The organism is Agromyces sp. NPDC056389 (assembly GCF_042262385.1).
Lineage (GTDB): Bacteria > Actinomycetota > Actinomycetes > Actinomycetales > Microbacteriaceae > Agromyces.
On sequence record NZ_JBHJPN010000001.1, the window covers coordinates 2468210 to 2487980 of the forward strand.

Genomic DNA, 19771 nt, shown 5'->3' on the forward strand with positions numbered 1-19771 from the left:
TCGGGCGCTAGTCGCCGACCTTCACGAGCCAGCGACCGCCGCCCTGGTCGATGAGCCTGCCGCTGACCCGCGTGCCGTCGGCACGTTCGGCCGAGAAGTCGATCGGCGGCAGGCCGGTCGCCGAGAGGGCCATCCCGCCGCTGAACGTCGGCGAGACGTAGCCGAGCTCCTCGAGCGCCTGCTCGCGGGCCTGGGTGTCCCAGATGCCCGACAGCACCCACGCCATGGCTCCTGCGGTGAGCGCCGAGACGAGGAAGAGCACGAACCCGAGCTCGCGGAGCGGCTTCGAGCGGCGCCGCGTGCCGATGAACGAGACCACGACACCCGCGACGAGCACGACCGACGGGATCGCGATCGGCCAGGGGTTCCACGGCGCGATCGTGACGATGACATCGGCCTCGGCGGCCAGGATCATCCGGTCTTCGTCCAGTCGAGGTTGATGACGTCGCCGATGTAGACGTTCTCGCCGAAGTCGTGCACCTGCGGGTTCATGCGCAGCAGTTGCTGCTGCGGCAGGTCGAAGCGCTGCGCGATGTCGAAGAAGTGGTCGCCCGAGACGACGGTGTAGCTGACGGGCATGCCGGTGCCGTCGAGCACCGGCGTGCCGCTCGCCCCGTCGATCGCGCCGAGGTCGACGGCGGGGCCGGGTTCGTAGACCGGCGCGGGGGCGTTCGGCACCGGTTCGGGCGCGGGGGCAGGGGCGGGTTCGACCGGGGCCGCGGTCGGCGTCGGAGTGGGCTTCGGCGTCGGCGTCGCAGTGACGGTCGCGACGATCGTGACCGGCGGCGGGGTGGGGGCTGCGACGCACCCGCTCAGCACGAGCGTCGCCGAGATGGCGAGCGATCCGAGGGCGACGGATGCCCCGCTTCGACCGATTGCGCGCGGCATCGGGCCTCCAACCGTAGGGCGGCGCGCCGCCCTACGGCGCGCCGGTCGGTTCACCCTACCGGGTGGGGTCGGGTCGTCGACAGGTCGACCTTCGTCGTATTCCCGGCGGGATTCCGAGCGCTCGCGTCGACTCGCCGAGCGGGTGGATCGAGCCGGTCGAGGAGCGCGCCGCGGATGAGCGCGAGCCCCTCGACGAGCTGCGTGTCGCTCGGGGCGGCGTAGCCGAACACGATGCCCGAACGCCCGGGGCCGGAGGCCGCCGAGTAGTCGGAGAGCGGCGCGACGGCCACGCCTTCGCCTTCGAGCCGGGTCACGAGGGCAGCGGATGCCGCGGCATCCGACAGCTCGACGACCGCGTGCAGGCCGCCGTCGAGACCCGAGAGCGGCGCGCCCCGGATGCCGTCGAGCGCGGCGAGCACGAGTCCGCGCCGGTGGGCGTACTCGCGCCGGGCGACCGCGATGTGCCGGCGCACGGCGCCGCTCGCGAGCAGTTCGGCGATCGCGTGCTGGGCGATGCCGGGAACGGGGCAGGCCTCGTCGTCGCGTGAGGCCCTGATCGCCTCGCGCAGCCCGTGGTTCGTCGGCGGCAGCACGAGGTAGCCGAGCCTGATCCACGGCGTCAGCACCTTCGAGAGGCTGCCGACGAGCACGACGCGGCCGTTGCGGTCGAGCGAGGCGAGCGCGGGCAGGGGCGGCCCGAGGTGGCGGAACTCGCTGTCGTAGTCGTCTTCGATCACGAGGGTGTCGTGCGCCCCGGCCCAGGCGAGCAGCTCGAGCCGGGTCGCGACCGGCAGGCGCCCGCCGAGCGGATACTGGTGACTCGGCGTGACCATGACGGCGTCGGGTGCGAGCTGCAGGCGCCGCAGGGCATCGACGTCGAACCCGTCGCCGTCGACGCCGATCGGGTGCGTGCGCACGCCGCGCCGTTCGAAGAGGCGCCGTGCCGAGGGGTAGCCGGGGTCTTCGATCGCGAGCGCGGGAGCACGCCCCGTGCCGCGCCCGAGCACGGATGCATGCCCGGTGCCGCGCCCGAGCGCTGGAGCACGCCCGGTGCGGCGCCCGAGCACGGATGCCAGGAGCCCGAGCGCCTCGCTCGTGCCCGCGGTGACGACGATGTCGTCGGGCGAGCAGTCGAGCCCGCGCGCGTGACGCAGGTGGTCGGCGATCTCGGCCCGGAGCTGCGGGACGCCGAACGGGGGCGGGGAGTCGGCGGGGATCTCGAGCGCCGCGGCGCGACGCCAGGCCGTGCGCCACGAGCGCGTGTCGATGCGCGAGGTCGACGGGCGGCCGGGCAGGAGGTTGATGCGGGGCTCGGCGGGGCCGGCCGGGCCCGATGGCGCATCCGACCGTGCGGCAGTCGCTCCGGGGCCGGAGGCCGCGGCATCCGCTGCCCGCTCGGTTCGCGGCTGGAGCTCGGCGACGCGGGTGACCGCGCCCTGCCTCGAGTCGAGGTAGCCCTCGCCCGCCAGCTGGTCGTAGGCGGCGACGACGACGCTCCGCGAGATGCCGATCGCACTCGCGAGCGCCCGGGTCGACGGCACCGGGTCGCCGGGGCGGAGGCTGCCGCTCAGCACGCGCCGTCGCAGTTCGTCGACGAGCTGCGCGCCGAGCGGCGCTGTGGAACTGCGATCGATGTCGATGATCGGGCCGTCCACGGGACTCCTGACTGGACTGGTCGATTCTGCGAGAACTGGACTATGAGTGCGACCAGTGTACTGCCGAGACTCGAAGGGTGACCACGATCGACCAGACACCCCCCGCCCCAGCGGCCCGCCGTATCCGACGCATGTCCGAGCGCCAGACGACCGACCGAGACGCCATCTTCGAACTGCTCGACACCGAGCTCGTCGGCCACCTCGCCGCCGTCGTCGACGGCGTGCCGATCGTCGTGCCGATGGGCTTCGCCCGCGACGGCGAGTACGTGCTCGTGCACGGTTCGACCGGCGGCGGGTTCGCGCTGCGCGCGGCAGCCGAGCGGCAGACGGTCGCGTTCGCGGTGACCGCGCTCGACGGACTCGTCTTCGCCCGCTCCCTCTTCGACAGCTCGATGAACTACCGCAGCGCCGTCGCGTACGGCGTGCTCGAGCCCGTCGAGGGCGAGCGAGCGGATGCCGCACTCCTCGCGCTCTCGGAGCGGCTCATGCCGGGCCGCTCCGAGGAGGTGCGCGCGATGACCCGCAAGGAGGTCGCCGCGACGCGCGTGCTCCGGCTCCGCCTCGACGACGTCGTCATGAAGACGCGGGCGGCGGGGGCGTCGGAGGCGGCCGACGACGGGGAGGACCACGCCGTCTGGGCGGGCGTCGTGCCGCTCGGCCGCCGATGGGGTGCACCCGAGCCCTCGGTGCTGACCCCGGCGGGCACCCCGACACCGGATTCGGTGGCCGCCCTGACGACGTCGTCATCACTCGACGGCAGGCTTCATTGAGGTTTCGTCAGATTCCATGGAGATCCGCAGAAGGGAGGTGCGCCATGTTCTCGATACTGTTCCTCGCCGTGCTCGCGATGGTCGCCGTCGTGGCGATCTCCGCCGCAGTCGTCCAGTTCGGCCGCGACGGCTACCGCCGGACGCCCACGATCCTCGGCTGAGCGCCGGCGATCGCGATCGCGACTGCGGCGCGTGCTCCTGCCGCCTCAGGTGGATCTGAGGTGCCGCGGCAGGAAAGTAGGGCGATCGCCCGATGAGCCCCAGGTGCCTCAGAGCGCACGCTGGAGGCATCCGGTCGAACGATCGGAACGACCCAGGAGGGCAACATGCAGTTCTCGGCAGACTTCATGGCACTGCACGCGCACCAGAACGACGTGCACCGTGCCGAGCGCCAGCTCGGCCTGCAGCGGGGCATCGACGAGGCCGGTTCCGACGACGCGGTGTCGTCGCCGGAACCGGCTCGTCGTCACCGCCGCATGCACCGGGCACCGCGCCTCGCCCTGCGGTGAGCACGGCGACGACGGCGGCGGAGATCGCGCGCTCGATCGCACCGCTGATTCCGCCCTCCGCGATCACGGGGCCCGCAGCGGCTGACGCTGTCGGAGGGACGTGGCACGATGAGATCGTGACCACGTCAGCGGCGGCCATGGTCGGCCGTGACGCCGACCTCGCGAGGCTCAACGAGCGCCTCGACGAGGTGCGCGCCGGCGCGCCCTTCACCGTCGTCATCGGCGGCGAGGCCGGCATCGGCAAGACGCGGCTCGTGCGCGAGTTCGAGCGCGGGCTGCCGTCAGACGTGCGCCTGCTCGCCGGGCAGTGCGTCGACCTCGGCAGCGTCGCTGCGCCCTACGCGCCCGTGAAGGCGGCGCTGCGCACCCTGATCGCCGATGTCGGGCCCGAGCGGGTGCTCGAAGCCGCAGGCCCCGGTCGCCCGGCGCTCGCGGCACTGCTGCCCGAGCTCACGGCGTCCGACCCGGCCGCCGCCGCGACCGCCGCGCCCGCCGGAGTCGGCGCGGCGACGGGTCAGCTGCACGAGGGCATCGCCGTGCTGCTCGAGACCTTCTCGCGAGAGCGGCCCATCGTCTTCGCGATCGAAGACCTGCACTGGGTCGATGCGGCGACGCTCGCGCTGCTCAGGTTCCTCATGCGCGCGCTCGGTTCGAGCCGCGTGCTCACGGTGCTCACCTACCGCAGCGAAGACGTCACCAGGGGGCATCCGCTCCGCACGTTCCTCACCGAGGCCGAACGCGACCGCTGGGTCGAGCGCCGCGACCTGTCCCGTCTCACCCGCACCCAGGTGCGCAAGCTCACGAAGTCGCTCGTCGGCGAGTCGCCGACCGACGCCGTCATCGACACGGTCTTCCGTCGCAGCGACGGCGTGCCGTTCTTCATCGAGGAGCTCGTCGGCCTCGACGGCTGCCGCGACGAGAGCGACCTGCCCGACACCCTCCGCGAGCTGCTGCTGGCCAGGTACGAGCGGCTCTCCGAGTCGGCGCAGGCCCTGCTGCGCGTCGTCAGCGTCGGCGGCGTGCGCATCTCGCACGCGCTGCTCGAGGCCGTCTTCGACGGCAGCGCGGGCGACCTCGAGGCCGCGGCACGCGAGAGCGTGCTGGCCGGCGTGCTCACGGTCGACGGCGACGACTACGCGTTCCGGCACGCCCTCGTACGCGAGGCGATCCTCGCCGACCTGCTTCCCGGCGAGCGGGCGCGATTCCACGCGAGGTACGCCGAGGCCTACGAGGCAGCGGCCGTCGCGGGCACGAGGCGACTCGCGGCCGAGATCTCGTTCCACTGGCTCGGCGCGCACGACGCGACGCGGGCGTTCCCCGCCACGATCCACGCGATGCGCGAAGCGCGGGCCGCGGCCGCATATGCGACCGCCGCGCAGCTCGGCGAGCGGGCGCTCGGGCTGTGGGACGTCGTGCCCGACGCCGAGCGGTCGGCGGGCATGACGAAGCTCGAGCTCATGGGGCGCACGGCGTCGCACCTGCGCAACGCCGGCGAGGGCGAGCGCAGTCTCACGCTCGTGAAGGCCGCGCTCGCCGAGTGCCCGCGCGACGACCCGCAGTATCCGAGGTTCCTGCGCGACAAGGCGATGTACCTCGCCAACGTGGGGCGACCGGGGTCGATCCCCGTGCTCGAAGAGGCGCTCGAGGTGCTCGGCGACGGGTCGAGCGAACTCCGCATGACGACGCTGACCGCCCTGTCGGGCCGTCTCATGATCGAGGGCCGGCTCGATGAGGCCGTCGACACCGCCGAGCGCGCCCTCGCCGTGGCGACCGAGATCGAATCGCCCCGCTACGCGTCGATCGCGACCAACGTCGCCGCGGTGAGCCGGGCGAGCCGCGGCGAGGTCGAGGCCGGATTCGCCGGGCTCGAGCGAGCGCGTCGGCTGGCGCACGGCGACGGGGCCGCGATGCTCCGCTACTGGGTCAACGCCTCCGACCTGTACTTCCTCGTCGGCGACCACGCCGAGGCCGTGCGCCTCGCCGAAGAGGGTCTCGAGCAGGCGCGGGCGCAGGGCGTCGAGCGCAGCTCGGGCGTCATCCTCGCCTCGAACGCCGTCGACCCGCTCTTCGCGCTCGGCGAATGGGATCGCGCCGAGGCGCTCATCGTGCGGGCGCTCGCCCTCGACCCTCCCGGTCCGTTCGGCGTCTACCTGCAGCGGGCTCGCATCTGGGCCACGCTCTGGCTCGGCGACCCCGTGCGCGCCGCCGAGCAGTTGCGCGGGGCGCGATCGATCATGACCGAGATCATGGAGGTCGAGGTGCAGACCCGCCTCAGCGTGAGTCGCGTCACGGCCGAGGTCGCCCTCGCCGGCGGCGACGTCGCCGAGGCCTGGCACGAGGCCAAGCGGGTGCTCGAGGCGCGCGACGTGCCGCTGCCCGGGTACGGCCTGCCGCTCATCTGGGTCGCGGCCCGGGTGGTCGCCGCCGCCCGCGCCGGCGCCGTCGAGCGTGCCGGCGGGCTGCCCGACACGCTGACGGCGGAGATCGACGCGGCCGAGCCGGCGCTTCGCACGGTGCTCGAGCGCATGCATCCGTGGCCGACGCAGCCGCTCTGGGCGGCGTTCTTCGAGGCCGAGCTCGCCGAATCGCCCGAGGGGGTGCCGGGCTCCGACGCCGTGGCATGGCAGGCGGCCGCGAAGGCTGCGGCGGCGCCCAAGGCCCCCGGCTACCTCGCGCCCTACGCCCTCGTTCGCCAGGGTGAGGCCGAGCTCGCGGCCGGCGACCGTGCTGCGGCGAAGATCACCCTGCAGAGCGCCTTCGACCTCGCGCTCAGCGGCGGGGTCGGCGCGGTGCGCGACCGTGTCGAACAGGTCGCCGCCGCCGCCGCGCTCGCGCTCGACGGCGGCATGGGGTCGGGCCGGCCGAAGGCCGGTGCCGGGCCGGGCATCGCGGGCCCCGCGGCATCCGATGCCGACGCGACCGCCGAGCTGACCGCCCGCGAGCGGCAGGTGCTCGAGCTCATCGCCGAGGGGCTCAGCAACCGCCAGATCGGCGAGCGGCTCTTCATCAGCGGCAAGACGGCGAGCGTGCACGTCTCGGCGATCCTCCGCAAGCTCGGCGCGGCGACCCGTACCGAAGCGGCGTACCGCGCCGGCGTGCTCCACTGACCCACGGCGTGCTTCACTGACGCGAGGCAGCGACCCGGTGCGGCATCCGTTCCGTGTCAGCGCGCCGGCTGGAAGCCCCGCGCCACGTCGATGAGGATGCGGGTGCCGAAGCCGGTGGCGCCCTTCGAACGCCACGAGTCGTCGGAATCCGACTGCATGGTGCCCGCGATGTCGAGGTGCGCCCAGGGCGTCGTGCCCACGAAGTGGTCGAGGAAGAGCGCCGCCGTCGTTGCGCCGGCGAAGGTGCCGCCGAGGTTCGAGAGGTCGGCGACCTCCGAGTCGAGCTGCTTGCGGTACCGGCGCTCGAGGGGCATCCGCCAGACCAGCTCGTCGGTCGCCGCCGAGGCCCGCTCGACCGAGGCCAGCGTCGTCTCGTCGTTGCCGAAGAGCGCGGCGGTCGAGGTGCCGAGCGCCATGAGGGCGGCGCCCGTGAGCGTCGCGATGTCGATGATCGTGTCGACGCCCTCCTCGTTCGCGAGGGCGATGGCGTCCATCATCACGAGCCGCCCCTCGGCATCGGTGTTCTTCACCTCGACGGTCGTGCCGTTGCGGGCGGTCAGCACATCGCCGAGCTGGTACGCCGATCCCGACGGCATGTTGTCGGTGCACATGAGCCAGCCGGTCACGGTCGCGGTGGCCCGCAGCGCCCGCAGCGCGGTGAACGCTCCGAGCACGGATGCCGCGCCGCCCATGTCCATCTTCATGAGCAGGTGCATCGGGTCGGAGGGCTTCAGGCTGATGCCGCCCGAGTCGTACATGATGCCCTTGCCGACGAGCCCGAGGTGCCCGGTCGAGGCGCCGGCGGGCGTGTACCGCAGCTTCACCATGCGCGGCTCCTCGGTCGAGCCGCGGTTGACGCCGAGGAGGCCCCCGCAGCCGAGCTCGATGAGCTGCTGCTTGTCGAACACCTCGACGTCGAACCCGAATCGAGCGCCGAGCGACACCGCGACGTCGGCCAGGTCGGTCGCGGTGAGGTGGCCCGGGGGAGTGTTCGCGAGGTCGCGAGCCACATTCGCCGCGCGGGCGGTGACGAGACCCACCTCGATGCCGGCCGCGAGCTCCGCGGCATCGCCGGTTGACGGCTGCACGTCGCCGATGCGCAGTGCGAGCCGTTCGAGCGATGCACCCGGAGGCGTCGTCGAGCGGCCCGTGTAGCGATACCGCGCGAGGGCGGCGCCCTCGGCGATCGCCTGGCCCGCTGCGGCTCGATCGAGCGCGCCGAGCGCCGGGATCTCGAACCCGATGCGCGAGAACTTGGCTGCCGCGCGAACGAGGGCCGCCGTCGCGTCGCGCAGCCCGTTGATCGTCAGCTCGGCGGCGGGCCCGCCGCCGACGAGCACGACCGGGTCGTCGCCCGGGATGAAGAGGGCCTGCCCGGGCTTCGCCTCGAATCCGGCGCGCTCCCGGGCCGCCTGGTCGAGTCCTCCGATCGACTCGGCGGCGGCCACCGGAGTGGTGACGAGCACGCCCGTCGCCTCGACATCGGTGAGCGTCTCGTCGAGCGCGACCGCGGGGGAGTCGGCGAGCGACGACACCGCATCGAAGTCGTCGGGGATGAGCTTGTTCGCGCTGCGGGTCATTGCAGCGCCTCCTTCCGGTCGAGGTCATCGAGGCCGAGGCCGTCGAGATCGTTGACGTCGTCGAGGTCGACGGGGTCGATCGGATCGTCGTCGTCGGGCTCGAGCTTCTCGGGCAGCTCGTCGCGGCGGCGCCCGGGCATGCGGGTCGCCGGCACGATCGCGAGCAGCGACAGCGCCGCGAGGCCGAGGAGCGACACCTTGAGCGCCTGCAGGCGGGCCTCGGCGTTGACGACGATGGCGGCATCGAGCTGCGGGCCGCTCGCCCGGGACTCGAGCACGGCCGCGAGCTGCTCGTTCGTGAGGAAGTCGGCCTCGTTGATGTTCACCTGCGCGATGAGCTCGTCGGAGATCTCGGGGTGCTCCTGCGCGCCGCTCAGCAGCAGTGTCGAGAGCATGCCGACGGCGAAGGCCGTGGCCACCGCGATGCCGACGCTGCCCGAGAGGTTGTGCACGAGGCCGCGCCAGGCGCCGACGTCGCCGGCGAGCTGCTTCGGTGCGGCGGAGAGCAGCGTGTTGAAGACGAGTGCGACGATCGCGCCCTGACCGAGGCCGAGCAGGATGAGTCCGGCGACGACGAAGCCCTGGCTCCACTCGCCGCGCACGGTGAAGGCGAGGAGCGTGAGCGCCGACGCCACGACGACGAAGCCCGCGCTCGCGATCGCCCGCGGCGTGAACCGGCCGTAGAGCGAGGCGACGAACGTCGAGGCGAGGAAGATCGACAGCGTGTAGGGGATGATCGAGAACGAGGTCTCGATGCTCGACCGGCCCTGCACGACCTGGATGTAGAGCGGGATCAGGAAGTTCGCCGCGGTGCCGACGAACAGCATGATCGCCATGCACGCCGTGATCGCCCGTTCGGAGCCGGTCGCGAGCACGCGCAGGTCGAAGATCCTCGGCTTTCCCTCGCGCCCGCGGCGCCGCAGCCAGGAGAAGAAGACTTGGCCGACGACGAGTCCGGCGATGACGAGGAGCGGCGCGGGCGAGATGCCGAGGATGTCGAACGGCGCCTGACTCGTCGCGAGCCACACGCCCCATGTCGAGAGGCCGGAGAAGCCGAAGCTCAGCAGGATGACGGCGACGGCCGCGAGGATCGCGCCCGTCCAGTCGATCGAGAGTCCGGGCTGGGCGGGCACGCGCTTGAGCTTGAAGCTCAGCAGCAGGTTGGCGACCGCGAGGACGACCATGAGCACGAACGACCAGCGCCAGCCGATCGTGTTCGCGAACCAGCCCGCGAGCAGGAGCGCCAGCACGCCCGCCGCGGGGATCGCCGCGGCGAGGAGGCCGATCGCCCTGCCCTGCTGCGGCCCGTGGTAGTTGGTGGCGATGAAGACCGTGAGCGCGGGTGCGATGAGCGCGATGACCGCACCCGACGAGGCCTGCGCGATGAAGAGCATGGCGGGCGAGACGCTGAGGGCGACGCCGAGCATGGCCACCCCGTGGATCGCGACGGCGATCTGGAACACGCCGCGGCTGCCGAACCGGGAGCCGACCTTGGCTCCCAGCAGGATGAAGGCGGCCATCGCGAAGGTGCCGGCCGTGATCGCCGTGCCGACCGAGCTCGCCGGTGTGTCGAGGTCGGTCGTGATGCCGGCCATCGAGACGGTGAGCGCATTCACGGCGAACGAGGCCTGGATCTGCGTCATCACGACGACGATGAGCGCGAGCCACGAGGTCTTCGCGATCGGAGCGGCGACGGATGCTTCGGCCTGCATGCTCATGAACGTCCCCTCGAGTTCCCGGCTGCTTGTGCTCACCGTAGCGGCACAACGGTCATCGGCGATACAGCACGGGCATTGAGACCTCTCGCCGGCCGAGACTACAGTGAGCGACATGTCAGCCGGGGGGCGCGTGCGGGTCGTCATCGCGATCGTCGGCGTCGCCGTCACCGCCTGGTTCGGCCTCGGCTGCCTCGTGGCCGCGCCGACTGCCGCGTGGGCGACCGTGTCCGCCGAGGAGCCGGTGCCGACGGAGCAACCCGTCGAGTCGACGCCACCCGCGACCGAGCCCGAACCGGAGCCGACCCCGACGGTCGAACCGGTGCCCACCGAGGAGCCGGTGCCGACCGAGGAGCCACCCGCCACCGAGGCGCCGGCGACCGAGACGCCGCCGCCGCCGACCGAGACGCCGTCACCGGCGCCGGTGCTCGAACCCGTCCCGCCCGCGGTGCTCGACGACGGCGGCTCACCGTGGTCGTGGATCATCGCGGCGCTCGTGCTGCTCGCGAGTGCCGCCGTGCTCTTCACGATCCGCAGGCCCGGTGCGACGGAGGCGGCGACGGAGACCGGCCCGCTCACCACGGGGGTGCTCACGCCGGGCGGCCCCGCACCGGGCACCACCCCGCCGCCCGCGGCCACGCTCGCCGCGATGGAATCGGTGGGCGAGGCGATGATCGACGCGGGGTACTCGGTGACGACCGTGCACACCGCCCTCCTCGACATCGCCACCGTCAACGCCGCGCCGGCGACCGAGATCATCGTCTTCCCGACCGCCCTGATCGTCTCGGCCCGCGGCGTCGGCGAGCTCAGCACGGGTGCCGTCGCGAGCGGCAACAGCAAGCTCACGCTCTCGCAGATCGACGAGCTGAACCGCACGGTCGAGGCCGCCCGCACCGGTGCGATCGACCCGGCGACGACGAAGCACCGAATCCGCCGGCTTCGCGAGCAGCCGCTGCCGTACTCGCCCGTGCAACGGGTCGTGGCGTACGCGCTGCTCTCGGCCGGGCTCTCGGTGCTGCTCGGGGCCTCGTGGGCGGGGGCGGGGGTCGCCGCCGTGCTCGGCGTGTTCGCGGGCGCCGCCCAGCTCCTCTCCGCCCGTGCTCCGCGCGACTACCAGGCACTCGTGACCGTGGCGATCGCGTTCGGCGTCTCGATCGCGGTGTTCCTGCTCATCAGGGCGGGGCTCGACCCCGGCGTGCTGCCGGCGCTCATCGCACCGCTCGTGACGCTGCTGCCCGGTTCGCTCCTCACGACCGGCGTCATCGAGCTCGCGACGGGCCAGATGATGTCGGGCGGGGGCCGGCTCGCGGCGGGCACGATGCAGCTCGTGCTGCTCGCCGTCGGCATCGTCGGAGCCGCCGCACTCGTCGGGGTGCCGCGCATCGACTTCACGACGGCGACCCAGCCGATCGGTCCGATCGCGCCGTGGATCGCCGTCGCCGTGTTCGGCGTGGGCATCATCGTCTACAACTGCGGTCGCCGCGACTCGATCATCTGGATCCTGCTGGTGCTCTACTCTGCCTACGGCGCGCAGGTGATCGGCGACGTCTTCCTCGGCGGCGTGCTCTCGGCCTTCGTCGGAGCCCTCGTGATGACGCCGGTCGCCGTGCTCGTGGCCAGGCAGCGCACCGGCCCGCCCGCCGTCGTGAGCTTCCTGCCCGCGTTCTGGCTGCTCGTTCCGGGGGCGATCGGGCTCGTCGGCGTCGCCACCATCCTCGGCGGCGACCAGGCCGGTGCCGACACCCTCGTGACGACGGCGTCGACGATGGTCGCGATCGCGCTCGGCATCCTCGCCGGCTCCGCCGTCACGGCCCGGTTGCGCTCGTCGCGCGGCCCACTCCTGTAGCGGATGCCTCGCGGCTAGTCTTTGCCCATGGACCCTGTCGCGACGACGCTCGTCATCCTGGCGCTCGCGATCATCGCGTTCATGTCGAACCGCGTGCCGCTCGGCATCGTCGCGATCGGCGTCTCGGTGGCGCTGTGGGTCACGGGCATCCTCGATCTCGGGCAGGCGCTCGCCGGGTTCGGCGACCCCACGGTGATCTTCATCGCCGCCCTCTTCGTCGTGAGCGAGTCGCTCGATTCGACGGGCGTCACCGCTTGGGCCGGGCAGCAGGTCATCGGCCGGGCCGGCACGAAGCGCGGGCCGCTGCTGCTCGTCGTGTGCCTCCTCGTCGCGGGTGTCACGGCCCTCATCAGCGTCAACGGCGCGGTCGCCGCGCTCATCCCGGTCGTCGTCGTCGTCGCGACCCGCGCCGGCATCGCGCCGTCGCAGATGCTCATGCCGCTCGCGTTCTCGGCGCACGCGGGGTCGCTCCTCGCCCTCACCGGAACGCCCGTGAACATCATCGTCAGCGAGGCGGCCGTCGACGCGGGCGCGCGCCCGTTCGGCTTCTTCGAGTTCGGTCTCGTCGGAGTGCCGCTCGTCGTCGGCACGCTGCTCATCATCTCCCTCATCGGCCGCCGCCTGCTGCCGGAGCGGGTCGCGACGAGCCTGCCGCAGGATGTGAGCGCGCACGCGCGCACGCTGCGCGAGCAGTACCACCTGCCCGAGGGCACCGAACTCATCAGCGTGCGCGAGGGGGTGACGGAGGTCGTCGTGGCGCCGCGTTCGTCGCTCATCGGGCTGCACCTCTTCCCCGGCATGTGCACGCCGAGCGGTGACCTCGTCGTGCTCGCAGTCCAGCGCGGCGGTGAGGACCTCCTCGGCACCGACTCGCTGCTGCAGGCCGGAGACACGCTCCTCGTCACCGGCCCGTGGGGCGAGCTCGAGCGCAACACCGCCGGCCCCGACGTGCTCGTCGTCGACGACCCGGCGACGATGCGCCGCGCGGTGCCCCTCGGCGCGGGCGCGAAGCGCGCGATCGCGATCCTCGCCCTGATGGTGGTGCTGCTCGCCACGGGACTCGTGCCCCCGGCGATCGCGGGGCTCGCAGCGGCATCCGCTCTCGTGCTGACCCGGGTGGTCACCCCGACGCAGGCCTACCGCAGCATCTCCTGGACGACGGTCGTGCTCGTCGCCGGCATGATCCCGCTGTCGACGGCGTTCATCTCGACCGGCACCGCTGCGCTGATCGCCGACGGCCTGCTCGGTCTCGTCGGCGACGGCTCGCCGTACTTCGCCCTGTTCGCGATCTGCGCGCTCACGATGGTGCTCGGCCAGCTCATCTCGAACACGGCGACCGTGCTCATCGTGGCACCCGTCGCGGTCGTCGTGGCGGCCGACCTCGGGGTCTCGGTGCTGCCGTTCCTGATGGCGCTCACGGTCGCGGGAGCGGCGTCGTTCCTCACGCCGGTCGCGACGCCGGCGAACACCATGGTGCTCGAGCCCGGCGGCTACCGCTTCGGCGACTACTGGAAGCTCGGGCTGCCGCTGCTCCTGCTGTTCCTCGTCGTCGGGGTGTTCTACGTTCCGCTCATCTGGCCGTTCTGACGGCAGGATGGAGCCCATGCCCGATCGGTACCTCATCCGCCCAGCCGTCATCGCCGATGCCCCCGGCATCACCCGCGTGCACTGGAGCAGCCACCAGACGACGTACGTCGAGCCCGGCCGCGTGCCGCGAGACAAGGTCGAAGGGTGGACGTACGCCGACCGCAGCAGGGCCTGGACGACGAACCTCGCGATCGCGAACGACGTGTTCCCGCCGCCCGAGGGATTCCACCGGATGGGCATCTGGGTCGCCGTCGTCGGCGGTGAGCACGGTGGCGAGGTCGTCGGCTGGGCGAACACCAGCACCGGTCGCGACACCGACCGGCCGCGCGACCTCGAGCTCGAGGGCCTCTACGTGCTCGACGAGTTCCACGGCGGGGGTGTCGGGCAGGCGCTGCTCGACACGGCGATCGGCGATCGGCCGGCCTACCTGTGGGCGCTCGCCGACAACCCGAGGGCGCACGCGTTCTACCGACGGAACGGGTTCGAGCTCGACGGCACCTCGAAGTTCGACGACTTCTGGCAGGTGCTCGAGGCGCGGTTCGTGCGCTGAGCGGCCGGCCGGTTCGTCAGCTCCCGCCCTCCGACCGGTGCGCGGGCACCCGCAGCAGCGCTCCTTCGTGACGCACGGTCGCGGCGGCGATCTCCATCGCCGACTCGAGCGCGGCGGCCCAGCCCCTCACATCGCTCGGCACCCCGTGCACCGCGAGGTGGTGCACGACCGCCGAGAGCGTGGCGTCCCCGGCGCCCATGGTGTCGACGACGGCTCCGGGCAGGTCGACGATGCCCGCGTGCACCTCGTCGGCGCCGTCGTGCAGCGTCGCGCCGTCTCGTCCCGCCGTGGCGAGCACAGCCGGGGAACGGGGTGCCGCGGCATCCGTCGCCTCGCCCGTCGCCGGTGTGCGCAGTCGCTCGACGAAGTCCGCGAGGGGAGCGCCGAGCAGCAGCTCGGCGTCCTCGTCGCCGACCTTCACGAGCAGCGCATCGCGAGCCGCGTCGGTGAAGTTCGCGAGGAACGCCTCGCGGTCGCGCAGCATGCCGGCACGCGGGTTGCCGTCGACCGCGAGCCGTTCGCCGGGGCGCGCGATCGCGGTGCGCAGTTCGGCGGCCTGTTCGGCGTCGTCGAACGGGAAGCAGCTGACGACGACGAGGTCGGCCTCGTCGATCGCGGCACGCGTCGCGTCGTCGAAGCGGATGCGGCGCCGCTGCGCGGCCTCGTTGAACTCGTATCGGGGCTCGCCGTCGGTGCGGTCGGAGACGGCGCGCGAGGTGCCGTGCTCCGAGGGGCTCTCGACGAGGCGCACGCCGTAGTCGCGCAGGTACGAACGGATGCGCGTCGCCGGCTCGTCGTCGCCGAGCATCGCGACGAGCGTCACCTGCTCGCCGAGGAGGGCGAGCCCGACCGCGACGTTGAGGGCGGCGCCGCCGACGAACTCGCGAGCCCCGCGTGGATCGCGCAGCTCGTCGATGAGCGCGTCGCCGATGACGGTCACGTGGGCGGGTCGAGTCATGCGCACGATCGTACGCGTCGTGACGCCGACCCGTCGGCCGCGGGTGCGCCGCGCCGGTAGCCTTGAGGGTCGACCCACGAGGAGCACCATGAAACCCGGACCGAGGCGCAGCGTCAGCCAGGTCGACATCGTCGACGCGGCGTTCGAGATCCTCGAGCAGAAGGGCTTCGCCGCCGTCTCCGTGCGCGGCGTCGCCGCGGCGCTCGGTCTCACGCCCACGGCGATCTACACCTACTTCCCCTCGAAGAACGCGCTGCTGCGCGCGATGGTCGAGGAGCTCCTGTCGAGCCTCGACCTCGCCGCTGCCGGTGACGCCGCAGTCGACTGGCGCTCCCGAGTGCATGCGCTCGCCGCCGCGCTGCGCGCACGCATCGCCGAGCACACGGGCGCCATGGTGCTCGTCACGAGCGGCCCGCTCGACGGGCGTCACGCGCTCGGCTTGAACGAGACCCTCATCGCCGGCTTCATGGCCGAGGGGATGCCGCAGGCCGACGCCGCTCGCGCCGCCTACGCCGTTCGCGCCCACGTGCTCGGGGTCGCCGCCCTCGATGCGGCCGAGCGTGCCGTCGAGGCCGATGCCGCCGCGCCCAGCACGGCCGGTGCGCTCTGGTCAGATGCCGCGAGCCACCCGCTCACCGAGGCGACCGAGCATCTCGTCGCGGAGGGCGCCGAGCCGTCGGCGTTCGCATGGGGACTCGACCGCCTGCTCGACGGCATCCTCGCGGGCGCGGCAGCGGGACGCACCGCCACGGCCTGACGTCTCACCGTCAGGGGCCAGAGGCCGCACCGCCGCGGCCAGACGCGGGCGACGCAGCGCGGCGCGGCCGCCGCGGCATCCGATCGCGCCAGACTGGCACGGTGCTGCACCTGAGGATGATCGTTCCGCCGCTGCTGCGCGCCGAGGTCGACGGCGTGCTGCGCGCCGAGGACTCGCCCGTCTCGAATCTCATCGCCCTGCCCGGCGCCGGCATCGACCCCGCGGGCGACGTGCTCCTCTGCGACGTCGATCGCGATGCCGCGAGCGGGCTGCTCGCCCAGCTGCACGGGGTCGGCCTCGACCAGCAGGGATCGATCGCGATCGAGTCGGTCGACCTCGAGCTCGGCCGCCGGCGCCGCCGGAGCGCTGCGGCGGTCTTCGGCAACGACGACGACGCGGTCGTGTGGGAGGAGGTCGAGGCGCGCACCGACGACGAGGTGCGCCTGTCGGCGACGTTCCTCGTGTTCATGACGGTCGCGACGCTCATCGCCGCGGTCGGCGTCGTGACCGACCAGCCGATCCTCATCGTCGGCGCGATGGTGGTCGGGCCCGACTTCGGGCCCCTCGCCGCGATCGCGGTCGGCATCGTCCGACGTCGCCCCCGTGTGGTCTGGCGTTCGGGGGCAACGCTGCTGATCGGCTACACCGGCGCCATCGTCGTGACGATCGGGTTCGCGCTCCTGCAGCAGGCGATCGGGGTGTTCCCGGCGGCTCCGCTCGCGGCGAGTCACCCGCTCACCCAGTTCATCTGGGAGCCCGGCCCGCTCAGCTACATCGTGGGCTTCCTCGCGGGCATCGCCGGGGTGCTCTCACTGACCTCGGCGAAGTCGGGGGCGCTCATCGGCGTGCTCATCTCGGTCACGACGATCCCCGCGGCCGGCGCGATCGCGGTCGGCATCGCCGCCGGCGAGTGGGGACCGGCCGGCAGCGCCGCCGTGCAGCTCATCGTGAACCTCGTCGCCATCGTCACGGGCGGCGTGCTCACGCTCTCGGTGCAGCTCATGGTGCAGCGCCGTGCGTATCGTCGGCGGCAGCGGCGGCTGCTCACACCGCGAGGCTGAGCCGAACACTCTGCCCATCGAGCGGGCCGGTCGAGCGGATTCCGCTACCAGCGGTTCTTCACGAACTCCGCCCAACCCAGGAGGGCCTCGACCGGCACCGCGGCACCCGAGTCGTCGGTCACGGTGCCGCGGTACGTGCCGAAGCACTGGTGCGTCTCGGAGTGGATGACCCCGAGCGCCGTCTTCGTGTACCGGTCGTGGAACGGCGTGAACGTCAGCTCGACGCGGTCGCCGGCGATCGTCCACGGCCGCAGCCAGTCGCTCGGGTCGAAGCGCCAGTCGAGCTCGGCGCCGAGCTTGTGCAGCCGGCCGTCGACGGAGAGCGAGTTCTCGGTCGACCCGGTGCCGTCGGTCCAGAGCCCGCCGAGCTGCAGTCCGAGGCGTCGCCCGTGCTCGCTGCCGGACGCCGCGCCCCAGTGCCAGCGCATCGAGTACGGCCAGCGCCCGCGCCCGTGGTCGAGCACCGCCCAGCTCTCGCCGGCGGGCAGCTCGTGCGTCACCCCGTCGATCGTGACCGTGCCTCGGGCGGGCCGCGCGACATCCTTCACCGTGTACTGGAACCTCGTCTCGCTCCACGGCACGACGACGCCGAGCGCCTCGTGACCCTCGGGCCGTTCGGCGACGATGTCGATCGCGACGCGCTTCGTCGTGGCGACGATGCGCGTGCCGGCCCTCGAGTCGGTGATCGTCGTCTCGATGCCGGGAACCCGTGCGGTGGCGGGCTGCGCCCCATCGCCCTCGCCGAGCGAACCCGGCAGGTCGACACCGCGCGAGAGCGGCGTGATCGCGCTCGCGTCGATGTCGGTCGAGGTGGCCCGGTCGAACACCCACACCTGGTTCAGCGTCGCGTAGTCGAGCATCGCGACCGTCACCGCGACGATGTGGTCGGGAGTCGTGATGCCCCAGTACTCCCAGCGCTTGTTGCGGCCCGTGCCCGTGCCGCCGGGCCGGATGCCGGAGGTGTCGTGCAGCGGATGCCGCGTCCACCCGACGGCCGCCGGGTTCAGCCTCCCGTTCGGCAGCGTCAGCGAGACGGGTTCGGTGATCTCGCGCTCGTGCGTGAGTGCGGTTCGGGCGTCGTCCACGGCACCTCCTCGTGCGTCGTCGGCCAGTGTACGGCCGCCGACGGGGGAGTGGCGCACGCGCGGCACGCGCGCGACTGCGGGAGCGGCGGGGTCTCCGCGGGGTTTGACGGACGCCCCCGCGTCGGCTACGGTCGGGAGCAATAGGGTAAGAATGGAGACCTCCTGTTGGAGGTTTTCGTCTGCCCTTTTTTGGTTTGTGCGCGTCTCTGACAGGGTTTCCCGACAGAGAGGTCGGACACGTGGCACAACATGTTCTGAGAGGCGTCAGCGACGTCATCTCCTTTATCGATGCACGTTCGCGCATCGGCGGTCGAGCGGGCCTGATCTGGTGGCTCGCGCTCAGCGGGCTGTTCCTCGACGCGTTCTCGAACTCGGCGCTCTCCGCCGGGCTCGGACCGATGACCAGGGACATGGAACTCAGTGCCACCCAGGTCGCGATCCTCACCTCGATGGCCTCGTGGGTCGCGATCGCGTTCAACCCGATCGGCGGATGGCTCGCCGACAAGTGGGGCCGCATCCCGCCGCTCCTCATCGCCAAGGTGCTCGCGCTCGCCGGAGCGATGCTCGCCGCCTTCGCCCCGAGCTTCGAGATGGTGCTCGCCGGCCGCTTCTTCGTCGGCGCCGCCTACGGCATCGACTTCGCGATCGCGATGGCGCTGCTCGCGGAGTTCACGCCGGCCCGCTTCAAGGCCCGCCTGAACACCTGGCAGGGCATCTGGTACGTCGCGGTCTGCTCGAACCTCGTGCTCGCGATCATGTTCTACAACCTGAACGTCGGCGACTCGATCTGGCGCTACTCGGTCGGCACCGCCGGTCTCGTGGCCCTCGTGCTCTTCGTGATGCAGGCGACCTTCATGGTCGAGAGCCCCACCTGGCTCGCCCGCAAGGAGAAGCTCACCCGTGCCGCCGCCTCGATGACGAAGATCTACGGTGAGCGCTTCACGGCCGCCCCCGTCGAGGACCGCATCCCCGTCACGAACCAGGCGACCAAGGGCTTCGCGAACGTCGCGCTCATCTTCCGCGGCATCTACCTGCCGCGCACGGTGCTCGCGGCGACCGTGCAGATGGCCCAGTCGATCCAGTACTTCGCCGTCGGCTGGTACCTGCCGATCATCAGCATCGCGCTGTTCGGCGAGGACTTCGTGGTGGCCACGCTCGGCGCGCTCGTGTTCAACGTCTTCGGCATTATCGGCGGCTTCATGTCGCCCGTCATCGGCAAGCGCTTCGGCCTGCGCCGGGCATCGGCGATCGGCTTCGGCGCGGTCTTCCTGATGCTCGTCGTACTCGGCTTCTTCTACGAGTCGATGCCGCTGTGGCTCGCCTTCGTCGTGCCCTCGCTGTTCATCCTGTTCCACTCGGGCGGCCCGGGCGCCAACGGCAAGAGCCTCTCGACGCTCTCGTTCCGCAGCGAGCTGCGTGCCGGCGCCAACGGCATCATCGGGGCGATCGGAAGTGCGGGCGCGGCCCTCGGCCTGCTCGTCTTCCCGCTGCTGAAGGAGGGCATCGGCCTCGGCCCGACGTTCCTCATCCTCTCGGTCGTGCCGCTCCTCGCCTTCATCATCTGCTCGATCATCAAGTGGGACCCGACGCGCACGGCGATCAGCCCCGACGAGGAGCAGAACGCCCCGCAGTTCAAGAGCGATGCCGCGGCGCAGGCAGCTGCCGCCGAGGCATCCGTCCTGGCCGCCAAGTAACGCGAAGCG

16 protein-coding genes are annotated in these 19771 nt (G+C 72.3%); 9 read left to right on the forward strand and 7 right to left on the reverse strand.

From position 1 onward, the window contains the following. Positions 1-7: 7 nt before the first annotated feature. Genes ACFCVM_RS11550 through ACFCVM_RS11560 form a run of 3 tightly spaced genes read right to left on the reverse strand, consistent with a single transcriptional unit; the run spans position 8 to position 2543 of the window. Positions 8-415: a hypothetical protein gene (locus tag ACFCVM_RS11550; protein WP_375836314.1), complete on the reverse strand. Its 408-nt coding sequence runs from the start codon at positions 413-415 to the stop codon at positions 8-10. Beyond that, positions 412-888, reverse strand: coding sequence for a LysM peptidoglycan-binding domain-containing protein (locus ACFCVM_RS11555; RefSeq protein ID WP_375836315.1), 477 nt, complete (start codon positions 886-888; stop codon positions 412-414). Before ACFCVM_RS11555 ends, ACFCVM_RS11550 begins: the two co-directional genes overlap by 4 nt. A 50-nt stretch (positions 889-938) precedes the next feature. After that, positions 939-2543 carry a PLP-dependent aminotransferase family protein gene (locus tag ACFCVM_RS11560; RefSeq protein WP_375836316.1) on the reverse strand — a complete coding sequence of 535 codons (1605 nt, stop codon included), beginning with the start codon at positions 2541-2543 and terminating at the stop codon, positions 939-941. Positions 2544-2674: 131 nt separating this feature from the next. Between ACFCVM_RS11560 and ACFCVM_RS11565 the strand changes: the two genes are divergently transcribed. The 3 genes from ACFCVM_RS11565 to ACFCVM_RS11575 all read left to right on the forward strand — a co-directional run bounded on the left by ACFCVM_RS11565 (position 2675) and on the right by ACFCVM_RS11575 (position 6929). After that, a complete protein-coding gene (locus ACFCVM_RS11565; protein WP_375836317.1) occupies positions 2675-3313 on the forward strand; it encodes a pyridoxamine 5'-phosphate oxidase family protein in 639 nt (212 codons plus the stop codon). A 326-nt stretch (positions 3314-3639) separates the two neighbouring features. Continuing rightward, on the forward strand, positions 3640-3822 hold the full coding sequence (locus ACFCVM_RS11570) for a hypothetical protein (RefSeq protein ID WP_375836318.1): 183 nt from the start codon (positions 3640-3642) through the stop codon (positions 3820-3822). A 116-nt stretch (positions 3823-3938) separates the two neighbouring features. Next, positions 3939-6929 carry an AAA family ATPase gene (locus ACFCVM_RS11575; RefSeq protein ID WP_375836319.1) on the forward strand — a complete coding sequence of 997 codons (2991 nt, stop codon included), beginning with the start codon at positions 3939-3941 and terminating at the stop codon, positions 6927-6929. Between the two features lie 56 nt (positions 6930-6985). On the opposite strand, the gene ACFCVM_RS11580 is transcribed toward ACFCVM_RS11575, so the two are convergent. Beyond that, positions 6986-8509 (reverse strand): leucyl aminopeptidase, encoded by a 1524-nt coding sequence (locus ACFCVM_RS11580; protein WP_375836320.1) that lies wholly within the window; start codon positions 8507-8509, stop codon positions 6986-6988. After that, positions 8506-10227 (reverse strand): MFS transporter, encoded by a 1722-nt coding sequence (locus ACFCVM_RS11585; RefSeq protein ID WP_375836321.1) that lies wholly within the window; start codon positions 10225-10227, stop codon positions 8506-8508. The genes ACFCVM_RS11580 and ACFCVM_RS11585 overlap by 4 nt, the downstream gene beginning before the upstream one ends. A 112-nt stretch (positions 10228-10339) precedes the next feature. On the opposite strand from ACFCVM_RS11585, the gene ACFCVM_RS11590 reads away from it, so the two are divergent. The 3 genes from ACFCVM_RS11590 to ACFCVM_RS11600 are packed head-to-tail and all read left to right on the forward strand — an operon-like array spanning position 10340 to position 14207. After that, complete coding sequence (locus ACFCVM_RS11590) at positions 10340-12070, forward strand: threonine/serine exporter ThrE family protein (protein WP_375836322.1); 1731 nt, start codon at positions 10340-10342, stop codon at positions 12068-12070. Between the two features lie 27 nt (positions 12071-12097). Continuing rightward, complete coding sequence (locus ACFCVM_RS11595; protein WP_375836324.1) at positions 12098-13657, forward strand: SLC13 family permease; 1560 nt, start codon at positions 12098-12100, stop codon at positions 13655-13657. 16 nt (positions 13658-13673) lie between these two features. Continuing rightward, entirely contained in the window at positions 13674-14207 is a 534-nt protein-coding gene (locus ACFCVM_RS11600) for a GNAT family N-acetyltransferase (protein WP_375836326.1), read from the forward strand. Positions 14208-14223: 16 nt separating this feature from the next. Here the strand turns inward: ACFCVM_RS11600 and ACFCVM_RS11605 are convergent, their stop codons facing one another. Then, positions 14224-15165, reverse strand: coding sequence for a PfkB family carbohydrate kinase (locus ACFCVM_RS11605; protein WP_375836327.1), 942 nt, complete (start codon positions 15163-15165; stop codon positions 14224-14226). Between the two features lie 88 nt (positions 15166-15253). Here ACFCVM_RS11605 and ACFCVM_RS11610 point away from each other — a divergent pair, with 88 nt between their 5' ends. Both ACFCVM_RS11610 and ACFCVM_RS11615 read left to right on the forward strand, forming a co-directional pair. Then, complete coding sequence (locus tag ACFCVM_RS11610) at positions 15254-15922, forward strand: TetR/AcrR family transcriptional regulator (RefSeq protein WP_375836328.1); 669 nt, start codon at positions 15254-15256, stop codon at positions 15920-15922. Positions 15923-16023: 101 nt separating this feature from the next. After that, positions 16024-16983 carry a DUF389 domain-containing protein gene (locus ACFCVM_RS11615; RefSeq protein WP_375836329.1) on the forward strand — a complete coding sequence of 320 codons (960 nt, stop codon included), beginning with the start codon at positions 16024-16026 and terminating at the stop codon, positions 16981-16983. Positions 16984-17027: 44 nt separating this feature from the next. On the opposite strand, the gene ACFCVM_RS11620 is transcribed toward ACFCVM_RS11615, so the two are convergent. Further along, entirely contained in the window at positions 17028-18068 is a 1041-nt protein-coding gene (locus tag ACFCVM_RS11620) for a DUF2804 domain-containing protein (RefSeq protein ID WP_375836330.1), read from the reverse strand. A 239-nt stretch (positions 18069-18307) separates the two neighbouring features. Between ACFCVM_RS11620 and ACFCVM_RS11625 the strand changes: the two genes are divergently transcribed. After that, entirely contained in the window at positions 18308-19762 is a 1455-nt protein-coding gene (locus tag ACFCVM_RS11625; RefSeq protein WP_375836331.1) for an MFS transporter, read from the forward strand. Positions 19763-19771 lie beyond the last annotated feature (9 nt).

What these genes read in the sequence shown, in the direction of transcription:
- ACFCVM_RS11550 (WP_375836314.1), bottom strand. Translation starts at nt 415, where the DNA reads ATGATCCTGGCCGCCGAGGCCGATGTCATCGTCACGATCGCGCCGTGG.
- ACFCVM_RS11555 (WP_375836315.1), bottom strand. Translation starts at nt 888, where the DNA reads ATGCCGCGCGCAATCGGTCGAAGCGGGGCATCCGTCGCCCTCGGATCG.
- ACFCVM_RS11565 (WP_375836317.1), top strand. Translation starts at nt 2,675, where the DNA reads ATGTCCGAGCGCCAGACGACCGACCGAGACGCCATCTTCGAACTGCTC.
- ACFCVM_RS11570 (WP_375836318.1), top strand. Translation starts at nt 3,640, where the DNA reads ATGCAGTTCTCGGCAGACTTCATGGCACTGCACGCGCACCAGAACGAC.
- ACFCVM_RS11580 (WP_375836320.1), bottom strand. Translation starts at nt 8,509, where the DNA reads ATGACCCGCAGCGCGAACAAGCTCATCCCCGACGACTTCGATGCGGTG.
- ACFCVM_RS11585 (WP_375836321.1), bottom strand. Translation starts at nt 10,227, where the DNA reads ATGAGCATGCAGGCCGAAGCATCCGTCGCCGCTCCGATCGCGAAGACC.
- ACFCVM_RS11590 (WP_375836322.1), top strand. Translation starts at nt 10,340, where the DNA reads ATGTCAGCCGGGGGGCGCGTGCGGGTCGTCATCGCGATCGTCGGCGTC.
- ACFCVM_RS11595 (WP_375836324.1), top strand. Translation starts at nt 12,098, where the DNA reads ATGGACCCTGTCGCGACGACGCTCGTCATCCTGGCGCTCGCGATCATC.
- ACFCVM_RS11600 (WP_375836326.1), top strand. Translation starts at nt 13,674, where the DNA reads ATGCCCGATCGGTACCTCATCCGCCCAGCCGTCATCGCCGATGCCCCC.
- ACFCVM_RS11605 (WP_375836327.1), bottom strand. Translation starts at nt 15,165, where the DNA reads ATGACTCGACCCGCCCACGTGACCGTCATCGGCGACGCGCTCATCGAC.
- ACFCVM_RS11610 (WP_375836328.1), top strand. Translation starts at nt 15,254, where the DNA reads ATGAAACCCGGACCGAGGCGCAGCGTCAGCCAGGTCGACATCGTCGAC.